This is a genomic window from Streptomyces sp. NPDC088707 (assembly GCF_044752725.1).
Lineage (GTDB): Bacteria > Actinomycetota > Actinomycetes > Streptomycetales > Streptomycetaceae > Streptomyces.
The window spans coordinates 540,541-557,556 of record NZ_JBIVLV010000002.1 but is presented as its reverse complement, the minus strand read 5'-3'; the positions used below and the strand labels follow the sequence as shown (position 1 = coordinate 557,556).

Here is a 17,016-nt window from a genome sequence, read left to right as displayed (position 1 = left end):
CCTTTCCCCGCTGGAAGGTGGCCACCAGGCCACTGGAGAGGAGTCTGTAACCTTATTGGCCCGGACAGCAGAGCCAATGAGGAGTGATTGGCATGGCAGTGGCACGCGTGGTCCATACAGCGGACCGGACCCTCACGGGCCGTCAGCTGGCCTCGCTCCTCACCCCGCCCGCCGAGGGCCGGTTCGGCTACCGGGAGCTCGCGCGGGCTGTGCGGGAGGCCCTGCTCGACGGGCGGGTGGCGCTGCGGCTGCGGCTGCCGGCCGAGCGGGAGCTCGCCACGGTGCTCGCCGTGAGCCGGACGACGGTCACGGGGGCGTACGACCTGCTCCGGGAGAGCGGGTACGCGCACAGCCGACGGGGCGCGGGCACCTGGACCGCGCTCCCGGAGGGCCAGGCCCCGACCGCGCTCGGGGCCTTCCACGACGAGACCGGGGCGACCATCGACCTCGCCCTGGCCGCGCCGGAGGCCCCCGCCGAGGAACTCTCCGCCGCCCTCGCCTCGGCCGCCGCCGAGCTCCCCCGCTACGCCGGCACGCAGGGCTATCACCCGTACGGGCTGCCCGCGCTGCGCGCCGCCGTCGCCGCGCGCTACACGGCCCGGGGCCTGCCGACGCTCCCGGAGCAGATCCTCGTCACCACGGGGGCGCAGCAGGCCCTCTCCCTGGCGCTGACGCTGCTGGGCCGCTCCGGTGACCGCGTGCTCGCCGAGAACCCCTCGTACACCAACGCACTCGACGCGATGCGGGGCCGCATGCTCCGCATCACCCCGGTGCCGGTCACCGAGACCGGCTGGGACACCGGGCTCGTCGATGCCGCACTGCGGCAGACCGCACCGCGCCTCGCCTATCTGATCCCCGACTTCCACAACCCGACCGGGCACCTGATGCCGCAGGAGCAGCGGCGTGACCTGGCACGGTCGGCGCGGGCCACCGGGACCTGGCTGGTGGTGGACGAGACGCTGACGGACATCGCGCTCGACGTGCCCGCGCCGCCGCCGTTCGCGGCGGCGGCCGCCGGCGGTGACAGCGAGCAGATCGTCTCCGTGGGCTCGCTGAGCAAGAGCTGCTGGGGCGGACTCCGGGTCGGCTGGGTGCGGGCCGCGTCCCGGGTCGTGACCGAACTGGCCCGGGTCCGGATCACCGCGGACCTGTCCGGTTCCGTACTGGACCAGCTGGTGGCCGTCGCCCTCATGGACCGGCTCGACGTGATCCTGCCGAAGCGCCTGGCGGAGCTGCGGCTGCGCAGGGACGCGCTGACCTCGGCCCTGGCCCGCCATCTGCCCGAGTGGCGGTGGACGGTGCCGCCCGGCGGGATGTGCCTGTGGATCGATCTGGGCCGGCCGGGTGCCTCGAACCTCGCGGCCCGCGGTCTGCGGCACGGGGTGCGGGTGGAGGGCGGCGCCCGTTTCGGTGTGGACCCCGGCACGCACGAGCACCGGCTGCGCATTCCGTTCACCCTGCCCGAGGAGGTGTACGAACCGGCTGCGGAGCGGCTCGCGGCGGCCCTCGACGGGGCGCCGGGGCGCTTCACCGACCCGGCGCTGCCGGACTGGGTGGCCTGAGGCGCCCCTCGCCACGGGGTGTTATCCGGATGCCCGCCGGCCGGGGTCCGTGTACGGTCCACCGAGTGGAACCATTGACCGACAAACAGATCCGCTCGTCCTTCGTGAACTGCACCAAGGGCGAGGCGGCACGCCTCAAGCTGCCGCTCGACTTCGCCGAACTCCCCTGGGAGGACCTGGACTTCCTCGGCTGGGTCGACCCCGGTGCGCCGCTCCGCGCCCACCTGGTCGTTCCCCGCGCGGACGGTCCGGTCGGCGTGAGCCTGCGGGTGCCGGCCGCCGGGCGGACCAGCGCCATGAAGTCGAGCATGTGCCAGGTGTGTCTGACCGGGCACGCCTCCTCGGGCGTCACGCTGCTGGTGGCGCCGCTCGCCGGGCCCCGGGGCCGCGACGGGAACACCGTCGGGATGTACCTCTGCGCCGACCTCGCCTGCTCCCTGTACGTGCGGGGCAAGCGGCAGCCGAAGCTGCGCGGCCGACGTCAGGAGGAGTCCCTCACGGTCGACGAGCAGGTCGCCCGCCTGACGGGCAACCTGGACGCCTTCGTGGACCGGGTGACGTCGGGCTGAGCCGACGTCCGGGCCGGCCCCGCGTCGGGCCGAGACCGCGTCAGGCCGGGCCGACGTCGGGCCGAGACCCCGTCAGGCCGGGCCGACGTCGGGCCGAGACCGGCCGGGCCCGCGTCAGGCCGGCCTTCCCGCGCGGGTCAGCGGAAGGCCTGTTCGCCGGTGAGCGCCTTGCCGATGACCAGGGAGTGGACCTCGCTCGTGCCCTCGTAGGTGAGCACCGACTCCAGGTTGTTGGCGTGGCGCAGCACCGGGTACTCCAGGGTGATGCCGTTGGCGCCCAGGATCGTGCGGCACTCGCGGGCGATGGTGATGGCCTCGCGGACGTTGTTCAGCTTGCCCACGCTGACCTGCTCCGGGGTGAGCGCGCCCGCGTCCTTGAGCCGCCCCAGGTGGACGGCGAGCAGCATGCCCTTGCCGAGTTCGACGGACATGTCGGCGAGCTTCTGCTGCGTCAGCTGGTACGAGGCGAGGGAGCGGGCGAAGACGGTCCGGTCGCGGGCGTACGAGATCGCCGTCTCCAGGCAGTCGCGGGCGGCGCCGAGGGCGCCGAAGACGATGCCGAAGCGGGCCTCGTTGAGGCAGCCGAGCGGGCCGGACAGGCCCCGGGCCTCGGGCAGCACGGCGTCGGCCGGGAGGCGGACGTCCTCCATGACCAGTTCGCTGGTGACGCTCGCGCGCAGCGACAGCTTCATCTTGATCTCCGGGGCGCTGAACCCGGGGGTGCCGGCCGGCACGAGGAAGCCGCGTACGCCGTCCTCGGTACGGGCCCAGACGACGGCGACATCGGCCACCGAGCCGTTGGTGATCCACATCTTGGTGCCGTTGAGGATCCAGTCGGAGCCGTCGCGCTTGGCGTTGGTCCGCATGGCGCCCGGGTCGGACCCGGCGTCGGGCTCGGTGAGGCCGAAGCAGCCGATGTACTCCCCCGCCGCCATCTTCGGCAGCCACTGCTGCTTCTGCTCCTCGGAGCCGTACTTCCAGATCGCGTACATGGCGAGCGAGCCCTGCACGGAGACGAGCGAGCGCAGTCCGGAGTCGACCGCCTCCAGCTCCAGACAGGCGAGGCCGTAGGCGACGGCGTCGGTGCCCGCGCAGCCGTAGCCCTCCAGGTGCATGCCGAGCACACCGATGCCGCCGAGGGTGCGGGCGAGTTCGCGGGCGGGGATCTCGCCCTTCTCGAACCAGCCGGCGACGTGCGGGCGCAGCTCGCGGTCGGCGACGGCGCGCACGGTCCGGCGGATCTCGCGCTCCTCGTCGGTCAGCAGTCCGTCGATGGCGAGCAGGTCGAAGGGGTGGACGGGGGCGGAGCTGGACTGCGACGGCGATGGCGACTGCGACGACTTCACGGACGGCCTCCTGGCGGCTGTGGCGACTCGGCGAGGCGAAGCGTAGCCCCAGACCGGATATTGGATCCAGTATTGAAAATCCCTTATCCCGGTCGTACGGTCCGAAGAGATCCGATCACCACCGAGGGAGAGCGGAATGCGCGCAGACCAGCCGGGCCCACCGGGGCCCACGACGGCCGGCGCCCTGTCCGGGATCGTGGTCGCCGACTTCGGCCGGGTCCTGGCGGGGCCGTACATGACGATGCTCCTCGCCGACCTGGGCGCGGACGTGATCAAGATCGAGCGGCCGGGGTCCGGCGACGACACGCGCGCGTGGGGGCCGCCGTTCGCCGGCGGCGAGGCCACCTACTTCCTCGGGGTGAACCGCAACAAGCGCTCGGTAGCACTCGACCTCACCGACCCCGACGGCCTTGCGGCGGCGCGCGCGATCGTGGACCGCGCGGACGTCCTGGTGGAGAACTTCCGCCCCGGCACGATGGAGAAGCTGGGCCTCGGGTACGAGGACGTGCGGGCCTCCAACCCCGGTCTCGTCTACTGCTCGGTGACCGGCTTCGGCGCCGACGCGGGCGCCCGGCTGCCCGGCTACGACCTGCTCGTCCAGGCCATGGGCGGCCTCATGAGCGTGACGGGCGAACCCGGCGGGCAGGGGACGAAGGCCGGGGTCGCCCTGGTCGACGTCATCACCGGGCTGCACGCGGGCATGGGCGTCCTCGCCGCCCTCCGGCACCGCGAGCGCACCGGCGTGGGCCAGCGGGTCGAGGTCTCGCTGCTCTCCTCCCTCCTGTCGGCGCTCACCAACCAGGCGGCCGCCCATCTCGGGGCGGGGGTCGTGCCGCGCGCGATGGGCAACCGGCACCCGAGCATCGCGCCGTACGAGGTGTTCGAGGCGCGGGACCGGCCGCTGGTCCTGGCCGTGGGCAACGACCGGCAGTTCGGGGTCCTGTGCGAGCGGCTCGGCCTGCCCGGGCTCGCCGACGATCCGCGGTTCGCGACCAACACGGCCCGGGTCGCGCACCGGGACGAGCTGGTGGCGGCGCTCGCCGGGCCGCTGGGGTCCCGTACCGCCGACCGCTGGTTCGAGGAGCTCACGGCGGTCGGGGTGCCGTGCGGGCCGATCAACGACCTGGCCGCCGCGTTCGAGCTCGCCGACCGGCTGGGGCTCGCCCCGCGGGTCCCGGAGTCGGCCGCGGGTCCCGGCCAGGTCGCCCATCCGGTCCGGCTCGGCGCGACCCCGCCCACGTACCGCGCCGCTCCCCCGCGGCTCGGCGAGCACACGGAGGGCGTGCTGGCCTGCCTGGGGCGGGCGGAGGAGAGCGCAGCGGGAGATCCGTGACCACGCGCGCGTAGGAAGATGGTCGGCACCGGTGGAGAGATCGTCCGGTGGGCAGCACGAGGGATCGGAAGGTCACAGGCGATGAGCAGCGCGGTGCAGAAGCGGCGTCCGCAGACCGCCCAGCAGTTCGTTCTGGAGGAACTGCGGCGCGCCATCACCAGCGGGGAGCTGAGGCCCGGTGGGCAGATCCGTCAGGACGCCCTCGCGGCCCGGTTCGAGGTGAGCCGGGTGCCGCTGCGCGAGGCCCTGAAGGCCCTGGAGGCCGAGGGGCTGGTCGTCCACCACATCCACCGGGGCTACTTCGTCGCGGAGCTCTCGCTCGCCGATCTGGAGGAGATCTACCGCATCCGCGAGCTCCTGGAGACGGAGGCCGTGCGGAGGGCCGTGCGACGGATGCCGGACGGCGTCGTGGCCGCCCTGGAACGCGTCCAGCGTGAGGTGGAGCAGGCGGCCGACGAGGGCGACGTGCCGGCGATGGCGGCGGCGAACCGGCTCTTCCACTTCACGCTCATCGAGGCGTCGGGGATGCCGCGCCTGGTCCGCCTGATCGCGACCCTGTGGGACTCCACCGACGCGTACCGCTCGCTCTACTACACCGAGGAGCCGCACCGGAAGCAGGCCGTCCGCGAGCACCGCGCCGTCATCTCCGCGCTGCGCCACGGCGACGAGGACGCCGCCGTCCGCTGGTTGGACGAGCACCGGGCGCACGCGGTGGCGGCCCTGCGCGAGGTCCTGGACCTGGAGCGGGACTGAATCACCGGCAGAGGTGCTCGCCGACGGGGACGGGGATCCCCCTGATCCGAAACATCGGTGCATCCTGGTGGCGCGACCGCATAGGCTCCTGGCCATGTATCAGGGGGAACGGGTCAACATCGTCGACGTCGAGGCGACCTGCTGGGACGGCGAGCGTCCGCCCGGCGCGGTCAGCGAGATCATCGAGATCGGGCTGACGGTGGTCGATCCGATCGCGGGCGAGCGGGTCTCCCGGCATCGGATCCTGGTGCGGCCGACCCGTTCGAAGGTCAGCGCGTTCTGCACCGAACTGACCGGACTCACCCAGGCGGAGGTGGACACGGGTCTGGACTTCGCCGCCGCCTGCCGGCTCCTGGCGACCACGTACGAGGCGGGTCGTCGGCCCTGGGCGAGCTGGGGCGACTACGACCGCAAGCAGTTCACCCACCAGTGCCGGGTGTCCGGCACCCCGTATCCCTTCGGGCGCCACCACACCAACGCCAAGGCCGTGTTCACCGAGGCGTACGGCCTTCGCAAGCGCCCCGGTATGGCACGCGCCCTGGAGATCGCGGGGCTGCCCCTGGAGGGACGTCACCACCGGGGCGAGGACGACGCCTGGAACATCGCGGCGTTGGTGCTGCGGCTCGCGGAGCGCGGCGCGTGGCCGCCGGCCGGCGCGGTGGACGTTCCGTAGGCGCCTCGGGGACCTGCGGTTACCCTGGCGCCGGACGCGAGGAGGAACCATGGGGCGGATGCCGTCGGCCGAACGACGCAGACAGCTGGTCGACGCGGCGATCAGGGCGATGACCAGGGACGGGGTCGCCCGGACCACCACCCGGTCGATCTGCGCCGAGGCGGGTGTCTCGCTGAGCGTCTTCCACTACTGCTTCGACTCCAAGCAGGCCCTCCTGGAAGCCGCGATCGAGACGATCAACAGCGACTACGTGGCGCGTGTGATGTCGGCGGTCGAGCCGGGCGCCACCCTGCGCGAGACCGTACGGGGCGCGCTCCAGTCGTACTGGGACCATGTCACGGCCCACCCCGGCGAGCACATGCTGACGTACGACCTCACCCAGTACGCCCTGCGGGAGCCGGGGTTCGAGCATCTGGCGCGCGCCCAGTACGAGCAGTACGTGGTGTCGGCCGCCGCGCTCGTCGAGCAGGTCCGCGCGATGCGGGGCATCGAACCGCGGGTACCGGTGGAGACGATCGCCCGGTACCTGGCGGCGGCGATCGACGGTCTCACCCTCCAGTTCCTGGTCGTCGGGGACGAGCGGACGGCGGCCACGCTGCTCGATCTGACGGCCGATCACCTCGTGTCGCTCATCGACGGATAGGGGTCCGGCCGTGCACTCTGGGGGAGCCTCATGACCATCAACAGGTCATCTGTCCCGGACTATTGACTCACTCCTCCATCACCGCGATCCTCGGGGCGCCCGGTACTCCCCCACCGTCCGGAGGCATCGCTGACCATGACTCGACCCATTTCGCGCAGGACCGGCGGCAGATCCGCCCTTCTCGCGCTGTTCCTCGCCCTGGCCGCCGTCCTCTTCGGCTCCGGTCCCGTCCCCGCCGCCGCCGCCGGCGGTGGGTGGTGGGAGCCCGCCTCCCGGCCCGCGGCCGACTCGCAGATCAACGTCACGGGCACCCCGTTCACGGGAACGGACGCGCAGGGGAAGGTGCGCGGCTTCGTCGACGCCCACAACCACCTGATGTCCAACGAGGGGTTCGGCGGCCGGCTCATCTGCGGCCAGACGTTCTCCACGGCGGGCGCCGCCGAGGCGCTCAAGGACTGTCCCGAGCACTATCCCGACGGCTCGGGCGCCCTGTTCGAGAACATCACCGGCGGGGCCGACGGCCACCACGACCCGGTCGGCTGGCCCACGTTCAAGGACTGGCCCGCCCACAACTCCCTGACGCACCAGCAGAACTACTACGCGTGGGTGGAGCGCGCCTGGCGCGGCGGGCAGCGCGTGCTCGTCAACGACCTGGTGACGAACGGCCTCATCTGCTCGATCCTGCCCCGTGACCGGAGCTGCGACGAGATGACGTCGATCCGCCTCCAGGCCCGTAAGACGTACGAACTCCAGGACTACGTCGACGGGATGTACGGCGGACCCGGCAAGGGCTGGTTCAGGATCGTCACGTCCGCGGCGCAGGCGCGCTCGGTGGTCGAGCAGGGCAAGCTCGCGGTCGTCCTGGGCGTCGAGACCTCGGAGCCGTTCGGCTGCAAGCAGATCCTCGATGTCGCGCAGTGCAGCAAGGAGGACATCGACCGCGGTCTCGACGAGCTGTACGGGCTCGGGGTCCGCAGCATGTTCCTGTGCCACAAGTTCGACAACGCGCTGTGCGGTGTCCGCTTCGACTCGGGCGCCATCGGTACGGCGGTCAACATCGGCCAGTTCCTGTCGACGGGCACGTTCTGGGCGACGGAGAAGTGCGCGGGCCCGCAGCACGACAACCCGATCGGGCTCGGGGCCGCCCCGGTGATGGCGTCCAAGCTGCCGCCGGGCGTGAGCACCCCCTCGTACGCCTCCGACGCGAAATGCAACACGCGAGGTCTGACCCGGCTCGGTGAGCACGCCCTGCGGGGCATGATCGACCGCGGCATGATGCTGGAGCTGGACCACATGAGCGTCAAGGCGGCGGGGCGGGCGCTCGACATCCTGGAGTCCGAGGAGTACCCGGGCGTCCTGTCCAGCCACAGCTGGATGGACCTGGACTGGACGGAGCGCCTCTACAAGCTGGGCGGTTTCGTCGCCCAGTACATGCACGGCGCGGAGGGCTTCGTCGGCGAGGCGGGTCAGAAGGCCGCGCTGCGCGCGAAGTACAAGGTCGGTCTCGGCTACGGCACCGACATGAACGGCGTCGGCGGCTGGCCGGCCCCGGTGGGCAGCGGAGCGCCGAACGCGGTGAAGTACCCCTTCCGCAGCTTCGACGGCGGCTCGGTGATCGACCGGCAGGTGACGGGCGAGCGCACCTGGGACCTGAACACCGACGGCGCGGCGCACAACGGCCTGGTGCCGGACTGGGTCGAGCAGATCCGGCTCAGCGGCGGCCAGGGCGTCGTCGACGAACTGGCGGCCGGTGCGGAGTCGTACCTGACCACGTGGAAGGCGACCGAGAACCACGAACCGGGAGTCAACCTCGCGAAGGGCCAGCCGGGTTCGGCGAGCTCCTCGGAGTGGAACCCGTTCGTCAGCTACGCGCCGGGCCGCGCCCTCGACGGCGACACCGGCTCGCGCTGGGCCAGCGACTGGTCGGACGACCAGTGGATGGGCGTGGACCTCGGAGCCGTCCGCAGGGTGGGCAGGGTCACCCTGGACTGGGAGCGGGCGTACGCGCGCCAGTACCGGATCGACGTGTCGGAGAACGGCACGGACTGGCGGACGGTGTGGTCCACGAGCGCCGGCGACGGCGGGTACGACACGGCGGAGTTCCCGTCGACGTCGGCCCGTTACGTACGGATCCACGGCGAGCGGCGGGCGACCCAGTGGGGCTACTCGCTCTACGAGGTCGCGGTGCACAGAGCCTGAGCACGAAGCGGCGGGGGCCGGCCGGATCACCTCGTGGTCCGACCGGCCCCCGCCGCGGCTGCTCAACTCCCCTCGGAAGCGCCCCAGTCGGCCGGGACACGAGCCAGCCGCACCCGCTGCGGGTGGTCGCCGACGTCCACGGAGGCCACGCGTCGCCCGGTGGCGAAGTCGATCGCGGTGACGCGGTCGGCGCCGCTCTCGGAGATGACGCAGGACCGTCCGTCGCCGCTCACGGTCGCCCAGTACGGCTTGGACGCCTCGACGAGCGGGCCCTCCTGGAGCGTGGCGCGGTCGACCACGGTGGCGTAGTCGTCCATCGTTCCCGCGACGCAGAGCTTGGCGCCGTCGGGGCTCATCGAAAGGCCATGGTGGCGCGAGTCGTTGACCCAGGTGGTGCGGTCGGGGTCGGTCCTCGGGTTGCCGGGGAGGACCTTGGCCCGGGTGATGCGGTCGGTGGTGACGTCGTACTCCAGGAGGCCGTTGTAGAACGAGACCTGGAGGTAGAGCTTCTTCTCGTCCGGGGTGAACGCGACGGGCCGCACGGCGTCGGAGAGGTCGCCGCGGCCGAAGGCGTCGAGGCGCTCGCGCATGTCGATGACGCGGACGGTCCTGAAGGTCGTGGCGTCGACGACGGTGATGCGGCGGTCGCCCTTGGTCCAGTCGAGCCAGGGGGCGTCGAGGGCGGTGGTCACCTCGCCTATGGACATGTTCCACAGGAGGCCGTCGGAGGTGAAGACGTTCTCGTGGGGCTTGTCGCCCGTCTTGAAGGAGCCGATCTCGCGGCCGGTGCCGATGTCGAGGACGTGCACGGTGTTGGCCGTGGAGGCGGAGACCGCGACCCGGGTGCCGTCGGGCGAGACGGCCATGTGGTCGGCGCGGTAACCGGCCACGGGGAAGCGCCAGTTGATCCGTCCGGTGCGCAGGTCGAGGGAGACGACATCGGCGAAGCTCGGCCGGGAGACGACCATGGAGGAGCCGTCGGGGGTCGCGTACATGTCGTCGACGAACTGGTCGTGACCCTCCCCCGGGCCGTTGCGCACGCCGAGGAAGAACGCGAGCTTGATGGGGTTCAGATGGATCTCACGGAGGCGCTCCTCCTTGTCGGGGATGACGTTCACGCGGCCGATGCGGTGAAAGTCGCCCCGGGCGGCGATGACGTCGGCCGTTCCGTCCCAGTTGTTGCCGACGAACATCGCCTCGCGGAGTGCGGCGGCCGGCGCCCCGGTGGCGGCCGGTCCGGGGACGGCCGCACCGGTGCCGCCGGCCGTGGCGACGAGGGCGACGGCTGCCGCGAGGGCGGCGACGAGGCGGCGGGGGCGGGTGGACGGCGTGCGGAGAGAGGGCATACGGGGGTCCTTCTTCCGGCTCGAAGGGCTGACTTGCGGTGCGGCTTGAGGTGCGGTTTGAGGTGCGGGTCGAAGTGCGGCTTGAGGGGTGACTCGAGAAGCGACTCAAGAGGTGGCTCGAGAGGTGACTCCAGGGCTCACTTCAGATGCGACGTCCGGCGCGGCTTACCCGAAGTAACCATGTCCATGACAAGTCTCGCAAGTCCCCGCGGTCCCCTTGTCCCGCTCCGGCGCCCGGTAGGAGATCATGGACTCCGGAACCCAGAAGGGACGGAACGGACGATGAGGCACCGCAGTGTCGCCGACCTGATGACGCCGACCGCGGTGGCGGTACAGCCAGGGACGTCGTTCAAGGAGATCGCGCGGCTCCTCGACGAGTACGGCATCACCGCCGTCCCGGTGGTCGACGACGAGAACCGGCCCGTGGGCGTGGTCTCCGAGGCCGACCTCCTGCGGCGGCACACCGCGAAGGACGGTCCGAGCACCGCGGAGGCCATGATGTCGAGCCCCGTCGTGACGGCCAGACCCTCCTGGACGGCCGTGGAGGCGGCCCGCCTCATGGAACGGCACCGGGTGAAGCGGCTGCCGGTCGTCGACGCCGAGGGGAGGCTGATCGGGGTGCTGAGCCGGAGCGACCTGCTCCAGCTGTTCCTGCGCCGGGACCGCTCGATCCAGGAGGAGGTCCGTGAGGACGTGGTCGTCCGCATCCTGCGCCTCTCCCCCTCCGCCGTCCACATCGACGTCGAGGAGGGCCGGGTGACGCTGAGCGGCACGCTGGACCGCGCGGGGATCGGTCCGATCCTCGTCCGCCTGTGCGAGACCGTGGACGGGGTGGTGGAGGTCGAGGACCGGCTGACGTACGAGGACGAGACGGGCCCGGCGGACGAGCGGGACGCCGAGGGCGCGGAGGGCGCGGCGTAGGAGGAGGTCGAGTGCCCGGCGCTACGCGAGGGCGAGGGCCGGTCAGGGCGCAACCACCCCCTGACCCGGCGCCTTGCTCACGTGCCGCCGCCGGGTCCTCGCCCCGCCGGCGCCCGCGGGCCGGTCAGGAGACCGCTTCCGGCCAGCCGTAGCCGGGTCCGGTGTGCTGGGGTACGGTCCCGGCTCCCACCGCCTCCATCTCGCGGTTGGCCTCGCGCATGAGCTTGCCGGCCAGGTCCCTCATCGCCCTGCTCGCCGCGAGCTCGTCACCGATCGCCGGAACGTCGACGTCCGACGGGTTGCAGCGGGCGGAGCCGTGGCCCGTGAGGGTCGAGTTGCCGGTCAGGAGCCGGGCCTCGGCCTTGGTCCTGCCGTCCTCCTCGACCAGTTCCACGCCGACCGTCCACTCCAGAGTGCGGGTCATGATCTGCCTCCTCGCACAGCCGGCCTCGCGCGACCGAGGCGCGGCCCCTTCCGATACCTCCAGGATCCATCGGCGCGCGCCGAGCGGCACGCCGCGCGCCTGAGGCGGTCACGGAGCCGGAGGGTGCGCGTACGCTCGGTGGCCGCCGGTGGGCGCGGACGGCGCTCCGGCCTACGGGGCGCGGAAGAGGCGCGGGAAGCGCGGGGCCAGCCAGGGCTTGCGGCCCCAGCCGAGGGCCTTGCCCCGGGCGATCACAGGCCAGGGGTCGAGCCGGCCCAGGCCGAGGAGGAGGAAGGCGACCGGCTCGGTGAGGATGGTGCAGTCCGGGCGGGCGGGCGGTTCGTGGGTGGTCTCGACGGCCCCGTCCGCGACGAGGACGCCGAAGCTCGGGCCGCTCCGGAGCCGCACCGCGAAGCGGGCCGTCAGACCGTCGACGGCGGCCGGGTCGGTGACCCGGGGCATCGCCTCGATCATGAACGGCAGGGTGAGGTCGACCCGGCGCGCGTCCAGCATGTGGGGACGGCCGACGGCGAGGGCCAGGTCGTAGCCGTGCCCGAGCATGTGCGTCAGGAGGTACGAGCCGAGGACGGCCGGGCGCATGGCTCCGAGCGGGGTGGAGAGGAGCTCCTCCGGGTCGCGGTCCTCGACGGACGCGAGGAAGGCCTCGGCCTGGGCGGTGATCATCTCGGCGAGGGGCCCGGGGGCCCGCTCCTCGAATCCGGCCAGCGCGCGTTCGTTGGCGTCGGCGAGGCTCCCGGGCGTGCCGTCGCCGTAGGGGCGCTCGTGACCGGCGGCCAGGTCGGCCATGAGGGCGTTGGCCTGCGCCAGATGGGCGGCGGCCTCCCCGAGGCTCCAGGTGGACCGGGGTACGGGCAGTCCGGCGCCGTCCCCGCCGGGGGCCACGCGCAGCACCGTGGCGATGTCCTCGGCCGTCCCCCGTATCGCCTCGGCGAGCCCCTCGGGCAGCACACCGACCGCGCCCACGCGTCCCCACGTCACTCCGCACCCCTCCCGACCCGGCGGCCCCACGTGAAGCACCGGTTGGTGAGGGACCGTACCAGTGAGTAGGTCCATCGGCACCGGTCGCGTCAGCCGTACGTCAAGGTCGGCCGTGGTCGTCCCAGCGCCTCGTCGACGGGCCGGCCGCCCCGGCCGGCCCGTCCCACGGGCTCACGCCCCCGTTCCACGGGCTCACATCCCGACGTCCCGGGCCCTGAGGTCCTCCAGCGTCTCCCTGCGCACCAGGAGCCGTGCGTGCCCGTCGAGCACGGCGACCACCGGCGGGCGGCCCACGAGGTTGTACGAGGAGGCCATCGAGAGGTGGTACGCGCCTGCCACCGGTACCGCGAGCAGGTCGCCCGGGTGAGTGTCGGCGGGCAGCGGCACGTCCTCGGCCAGGACGTCCCCGGCCTCGCAGTGGCGTCCGACGACCGTCACGCTCTCGCTGCCGGCCGTGGAGTGACGGCCGATCAGACGCGGGGCGTAGCGCACCCCGTAGAGCGCGGGTCGCGGGTTGTCGCTCATCCCGCCGTCCACCGCCACGAAGGTCCGTCCGGGGGTGCGCTTGACCGCGAGGACCCGGTAGACGGCGACTCCGGCCGGTCCGGAGACCGCGCGGCCCGGCTCGATGACGAGGCGCGGGACGGGAAGACCGGCGGCGGCGCAGCTCTCGGCCAGTTCGGCGCGGACCTTGCGGGCGAGCGCGGTGAGGTCGAGGGCGGGCTCGCCCGGACGGTACGCGATGCCGTGCCCGCCGCCGAGGTCGAGCTCCGGCAGGGTGACGCCATGGGTGTCACGCACCCGGGCCATGAGGCCGACGAGCCGCCGTACGGCCACGAGATACGGCTTGACGTCCGTGATCTGAGAGCCCAGGTGGCAGTGGACTCCGGTGAGTTCGAGCTGCGGCTGGTCGAGTATCCGGGCGATCGCGTGCTGGGCGTGGCCGTCCCGGAGGGAGAGGCCGAACTTCTGGTCGTCGGAGCCCGTGCGGATCTTCCGGTGGCCGCCCGCGCTGATCCCCGGCGTCACACGGACCATGACCCTCTGACGGCCACCGGTGCCGACCGCGGCGGCGATGCGCGCGATCTCGGCGGGGGTGTCGATGACGATCCGGCCCACGCCCAGACGCAGGGCGGTGCCCAGGTCCCGGGGGGACTTGGCGTTGCCGTGGAGCAGGATCCGGTCGGCCGGGAAGCCGGTGGTGACGGCGAGCTCCAGCTCACCGGCGGAGCACACGTCGAGGCCGAGTCCCTCCTCCTCCACCCAGCGGGCGAGGGCGCGGCAGAGGAAGGCCTTGGCGGCGTAGTGGATCTCGGCATCGGGGAAGGCGCTGCGGTAGGTGCGGCAGCGTTCGCGTACCTCGTTCTCGTCCAGGACGTACACGGGCGTGCCGTGGCTCTCGACGATCTCGGTGAGGGGCACGCCTCCGACGAGGAGGACGCCGTGCGGCCGCACGGTGGTGGACGCGGGCCAGACGGAGAGCGCGTCGGCGCCGGGGCCGGCCGCGGAGCGGGTCCGGGTGTCGAGCGTGGTCATCTCCGGGACTCCCGTCAGCTCGCGAGCGCGGTCAGGGGCCGCGACAGCGGCTCCGGCAGGGGTACGGAGCCGGCGGCGGGCCGCGGAGCCGTCAGGACCGGGTCGATCCTCAGCGCGCGGACGCCCAGCGGCTCCGTCAGTGCCCGCAGCGCGGGCTCCGACAGCGGGATCCAGGGCTGGTCGGCGCCCAGGACGGCCCTCAGCCGCGCCGGGTCGGTGAACGCGACGGCGGTCCTGCCGCCGACCGGCGTGCGGAACAGGCGGGTCACGAGGCCGCGGGTGCCCGGCCGGACGGGCACGCAGAGGCGTCCGGCCGTGAGCGGTTCCGCAGGCTCCGGGTCGTCTCCGTACAGGGCGTCTTCCATGGGTCCTCCCAAGGAGCGGAACACGGTCCCCGGCACGGTCGCGCCGGAGGTGTCTTCGACGCTATGCCCGGTGATCACCACTCCCGGGTCCACCCTGACGCGGCCCTGACGCGCGGCGGCCCGATGCATACACTCCGCTGACGTGTGAACGTTCCTTCGACGCCTCCGGCCGCGCTGCCGACGCTCGGGCCCGTGGAACCTCGACCCGAGCGCCGTCCGTGCGCCAGGATCCGCGTGCCGCCATCGGGGTCACCCCGCTCGCCCATCGGCGCACCTTCCGGGGCACGGTGCCGGCGAAGGCCGAGGCGGCGAGCGCCTGGCCTTTCCGCAGGCCAGGGGGCGGTCGTATTCCCGTGGAGCCATCGGAGTTCCCATGGCAGCCATTGGATTGCGCATTGGAAAGGTCTCCGGGACGGGACTACGTTCGAGGTCATCGCCACACCGACGGGCCCCGCTCCGGGGCCCGGGTGGGCGATCACCGCTCTTCGGGCCGGAACCCGGCCCGCATCTCCCGGGAGAACCCTCATGCCCAAGATCCTTTTCGTGTTGACCGGCACCGACTTCTGGACCCTGGCCGACGGTACGAAGCACCCGACCGGCTTCTGGGCCGAGGAGGCGGCCGCGCCGTACCAGGCGTTCACGGCCGCCGGGTACGAGGTCGTCGTCGCCACCCCCGGCGGTGTCGTCCCGACCGTCGACAGGAGCAGCCTCGCCCCGGAGTTCAACGGCGGCCAGGAGGGGGCCGACAAGGTGGCCGCCGTCATCGCTTCGCTCACCGAACTCCAGCATCCGGTCCGCCTCGAGGACGTGGACCTGGCCGACTACGCGGCCGTCTTCTACCCGGGCGGCCACGGCCCCATGGAGGACCTCGCGGTCGACGCGACCTCGGGCCGGCTGCTGGTCGAAGCCCTGGACTCCGGCAAGCCCCTGGCCGTCGTCTGCCACGGCCCGGCCGCGCTCCTCGCCGCCACGAAGGACGACGGCACCAACGCCTTCGCCGGATACAAGGTCGCCGCGTTCACCAACGACGAGGAGACCCAGTCCGGTTTCGCCGACAAGGCGAAGTGGCTCCTGGAGACCCGCCTGGTCGAGGCCGGCGTCGACGTCCAGGTCGGCGAGCCGTGGGTGCCGAAGGTCGTCGTCGACCGCAACCTCATCACCGGCCAGAACCCGGCCTCGTCCGCTCCGCTCGCGGACCGGGTCCTCAAGGAACTGGGCTGATACGACGCCCGCACGGCGCCGACGGCCGGACGCCCCGCACTCTCAGGGCGCGGGGCGTCCCGCCATGGGGACACGTCGTCGGGAACGTCATGGGATGCGGCATGGGCATGCCTCTCCGGGATGCGTCATAGGGATACCAGTAGGCTTCCGATGTGAGGCATACGGATCCTGATGGGCCGGCCGGTCTTCCCCGCCCCGGTACGACGACGCCCGGCGGCGGCACCGGACCGGCGGACCTGAACCTGCTGCGCACCTTCCTGGCGGTCTACCGCTCCGGTTCGTTCACGGCGGCCGCCGGGCTCCTGGGGCTTTCCCAGCCCACGGTGACGACCCAGATCCGCTCCCTGGAGCGACAGACGGGCCGCGAGCTGTTCGAGCGGCTGCCGCGCGGCGTCGCCCCGACCACGGTCGCCCACGACCTCGCGGCCCGCGTCGCCGCTCCCCTCGACGCGCTCGCCGGCGCCGCCGGCCAGGACACCGAACCCCACGAGCGGGCCGCCCCCGTACATCTGGCGGGCCCCGCCGAACTGCTCTGCACCCGCGTCCTGCCGGCCCTGGCGCCGCTGGCGGCCGAAGGGGTACGGCTCCGGATCACGCCGGGCCTCACCGAACCGCTCCTCGACGAACTCCGGGCGGGAAGACACGACCTGGTGATCGCGACCTTCCGTCCCCGTGGGCGCGCGCTGACCGCCGTACCGCTGATGGACGAGGAGTTCGTGCTCGTCGCCGCCCCCGCCTGGGCCGACCGCGTCGGTGAGCGGCCGGCGGTGGAGGGTCCGGCGGCGCTGACTGCCGTCCCCCTGATCACGTACGCCGAGGACCTGCCGATAGCCCGTCGCTACTGGCGCCATGTCTTCGGCAGCCGGCTCTCCCGCTCCGCCGCCGTCACCGTCCCCGACCTCCGCGGCGTCCTCGCGGCGGTCACCGCGGGGGCGGGCTTCACGGTCCTGCCCCGCTACCTCTGCGAAGCCGAACTGACCTCGGGGGCCCTCGTACCCCTGCATCTGCCGGACGACCCGCCCATCAACACCGCCTATCTCACACAGCGCCCCGGCCGCCCCGCCAACCCCGACGTCACCCGCGTCCGCGACCTCCTGGTGGAAGCCGGACGCACCTGGTGACGCTG

Annotated in this window: 16 protein-coding genes; 10 read left to right on the top strand and 6 right to left on the bottom strand. The window is 72.7% G+C overall.

The genetic code is table 11. From position 1 onward, the window contains the following. Positions 1-92 precede the first annotated feature (92 nt). Together ACIP84_RS09875 and ACIP84_RS09870 are read left to right on the top strand one after the other, a co-directional pair. Positions 93-1,562 (top strand): PLP-dependent aminotransferase family protein, encoded by a 1,470-nt coding sequence (locus tag ACIP84_RS09875; protein ID WP_401796734.1) that lies wholly within the window; start codon positions 93-95, stop codon positions 1,560-1,562. A 65-nt stretch (positions 1,563-1,627) separates the two neighbouring features. Then, the gene (locus ACIP84_RS09870) at positions 1,628-2,131 is read left to right on the top strand and encodes an FBP domain-containing protein (protein WP_355958730.1); all 504 of its coding nucleotides are present in this window, start codon (positions 1,628-1,630) and stop codon (positions 2,129-2,131) included. A 137-nt stretch (positions 2,132-2,268) separates the two neighbouring features. On the opposite strand, the gene ACIP84_RS09865 is transcribed toward ACIP84_RS09870, so the two are convergent. Continuing rightward, entirely contained in the window at positions 2,269-3,477 is a 1,209-nt protein-coding gene (locus ACIP84_RS09865; protein ID WP_401796732.1) for an acyl-CoA dehydrogenase family protein, read from the bottom strand. A gap of 136 nt (positions 3,478-3,613) precedes the next feature. Between ACIP84_RS09865 and ACIP84_RS09860 the strand changes: the two genes are divergently transcribed. The 5 genes from ACIP84_RS09860 to ACIP84_RS09840 all read left to right on the top strand — a co-directional run bounded on the left by ACIP84_RS09860 (position 3,614) and on the right by ACIP84_RS09840 (position 9,078). Beyond that, positions 3,614-4,810 carry a CaiB/BaiF CoA transferase family protein gene (locus tag ACIP84_RS09860; protein WP_401796729.1) on the top strand — a complete coding sequence of 399 codons (1,197 nt, stop codon included), beginning with the start codon at positions 3,614-3,616 and terminating at the stop codon, positions 4,808-4,810. 81 nt (positions 4,811-4,891) lie between these two features. Beyond that, complete coding sequence (locus tag ACIP84_RS09855) at positions 4,892-5,563, top strand: GntR family transcriptional regulator (protein WP_401796726.1); 672 nt, start codon at positions 4,892-4,894, stop codon at positions 5,561-5,563. 94 nt (positions 5,564-5,657) lie between these two features. After that, positions 5,658-6,236 (top strand): exonuclease domain-containing protein, encoded by a 579-nt coding sequence (locus ACIP84_RS09850; RefSeq protein ID WP_401796724.1) that lies wholly within the window; start codon positions 5,658-5,660, stop codon positions 6,234-6,236. 49 nt (positions 6,237-6,285) lie between these two features. Beyond that, a complete protein-coding gene (locus tag ACIP84_RS09845; RefSeq protein WP_401796721.1) occupies positions 6,286-6,879 on the top strand; it encodes a TetR/AcrR family transcriptional regulator in 594 nt (197 codons plus the stop codon). A gap of 135 nt (positions 6,880-7,014) precedes the next feature. Then, positions 7,015-9,078: a discoidin domain-containing protein gene (locus ACIP84_RS09840; protein WP_401796719.1), complete on the top strand. Its 2,064-nt coding sequence runs from the start codon at positions 7,015-7,017 to the stop codon at positions 9,076-9,078. A 62-nt stretch (positions 9,079-9,140) separates the two neighbouring features. On the opposite strand, the gene ACIP84_RS09835 is transcribed toward ACIP84_RS09840, so the two are convergent. Further along, positions 9,141-10,424 carry a YncE family protein gene (locus tag ACIP84_RS09835; RefSeq protein ID WP_355958738.1) on the bottom strand — a complete coding sequence of 428 codons (1,284 nt, stop codon included), beginning with the start codon at positions 10,422-10,424 and terminating at the stop codon, positions 9,141-9,143. Positions 10,425-10,706: 282 nt separating this feature from the next. On the opposite strand from ACIP84_RS09835, the gene ACIP84_RS09830 reads away from it, so the two are divergent. Continuing rightward, positions 10,707-11,345, top strand: coding sequence for a CBS domain-containing protein (locus tag ACIP84_RS09830; protein ID WP_401796717.1), 639 nt, complete (start codon positions 10,707-10,709; stop codon positions 11,343-11,345). A 124-nt stretch (positions 11,346-11,469) separates the two neighbouring features. On the opposite strand, the gene ACIP84_RS09825 is transcribed toward ACIP84_RS09830, so the two are convergent. The 4 genes from ACIP84_RS09825 to ACIP84_RS09810 form a co-directional block, all read right to left on the bottom strand. Next, positions 11,470-11,769, bottom strand: coding sequence for a DUF1876 domain-containing protein (locus ACIP84_RS09825; protein WP_355958741.1), 300 nt, complete (start codon positions 11,767-11,769; stop codon positions 11,470-11,472). Positions 11,770-11,940: 171 nt separating this feature from the next. Continuing rightward, entirely contained in the window at positions 11,941-12,768 is an 828-nt protein-coding gene (locus ACIP84_RS09820; RefSeq protein ID WP_401796714.1) for a maleylpyruvate isomerase family mycothiol-dependent enzyme, read from the bottom strand. Between the two features lie 192 nt (positions 12,769-12,960). Next, complete coding sequence (lysA, locus tag ACIP84_RS09815; protein WP_401796712.1) at positions 12,961-14,304, bottom strand: diaminopimelate decarboxylase; 1,344 nt, start codon at positions 14,302-14,304, stop codon at positions 12,961-12,963. Between the two features lie 14 nt (positions 14,305-14,318). Next, positions 14,319-14,669: an SAV_915 family protein gene (locus ACIP84_RS09810; protein ID WP_401796710.1), complete on the bottom strand. Its 351-nt coding sequence runs from the start codon at positions 14,667-14,669 to the stop codon at positions 14,319-14,321. A 525-nt stretch (positions 14,670-15,194) separates the two neighbouring features. Between ACIP84_RS09810 and ACIP84_RS09805 the strand changes: the two genes are divergently transcribed. Together ACIP84_RS09805 and ACIP84_RS09800 are read left to right on the top strand one after the other, a co-directional pair. Continuing rightward, entirely contained in the window at positions 15,195-15,890 is a 696-nt protein-coding gene (locus tag ACIP84_RS09805) for a type 1 glutamine amidotransferase domain-containing protein (protein ID WP_401796707.1), read from the top strand. 152 nt (positions 15,891-16,042) lie between these two features. After that, complete coding sequence (locus tag ACIP84_RS09800; RefSeq protein ID WP_401796704.1) at positions 16,043-17,011, top strand: LysR family transcriptional regulator; 969 nt, start codon at positions 16,043-16,045, stop codon at positions 17,009-17,011. The last annotated feature ends 5 nt before the right edge of the window (positions 17,012-17,016 follow it).

What these genes read in the sequence shown, in the direction of transcription:
- ACIP84_RS09845 (WP_401796721.1), top strand. Translation starts at nt 6,286, where the DNA reads ATGGGGCGGATGCCGTCGGCCGAACGACGCAGACAGCTGGTCGACGCG.
- ACIP84_RS09850 (WP_401796724.1), top strand. Translation starts at nt 5,658, where the DNA reads ATGTATCAGGGGGAACGGGTCAACATCGTCGACGTCGAGGCGACCTGC.
- ACIP84_RS09830 (WP_401796717.1), top strand. Translation starts at nt 10,707, where the DNA reads ATGAGGCACCGCAGTGTCGCCGACCTGATGACGCCGACCGCGGTGGCG.
- ACIP84_RS09810 (WP_401796710.1), bottom strand. Translation starts at nt 14,669, where the DNA reads ATGGAAGACGCCCTGTACGGAGACGACCCGGAGCCTGCGGAACCGCTC.
- ACIP84_RS09840 (WP_401796719.1), top strand. Translation starts at nt 7,015, where the DNA reads ATGACTCGACCCATTTCGCGCAGGACCGGCGGCAGATCCGCCCTTCTC.
- lysA (WP_401796712.1), bottom strand. Translation starts at nt 14,304, where the DNA reads ATGACCACGCTCGACACCCGGACCCGCTCCGCGGCCGGCCCCGGCGCC.
- ACIP84_RS09805 (WP_401796707.1), top strand. Translation starts at nt 15,195, where the DNA reads ATGCCCAAGATCCTTTTCGTGTTGACCGGCACCGACTTCTGGACCCTG.
- ACIP84_RS09825 (WP_355958741.1), bottom strand. Translation starts at nt 11,769, where the DNA reads ATGACCCGCACTCTGGAGTGGACGGTCGGCGTGGAACTGGTCGAGGAG.
- ACIP84_RS09855 (WP_401796726.1), top strand. Translation starts at nt 4,892, where the DNA reads ATGAGCAGCGCGGTGCAGAAGCGGCGTCCGCAGACCGCCCAGCAGTTC.
- ACIP84_RS09875 (WP_401796734.1), top strand. Translation starts at nt 93, where the DNA reads ATGGCAGTGGCACGCGTGGTCCATACAGCGGACCGGACCCTCACGGGC.
- ACIP84_RS09835 (WP_355958738.1), bottom strand. Translation starts at nt 10,424, where the DNA reads ATGCCCTCTCTCCGCACGCCGTCCACCCGCCCCCGCCGCCTCGTCGCC.
- ACIP84_RS09860 (WP_401796729.1), top strand. Translation starts at nt 3,614, where the DNA reads ATGCGCGCAGACCAGCCGGGCCCACCGGGGCCCACGACGGCCGGCGCC.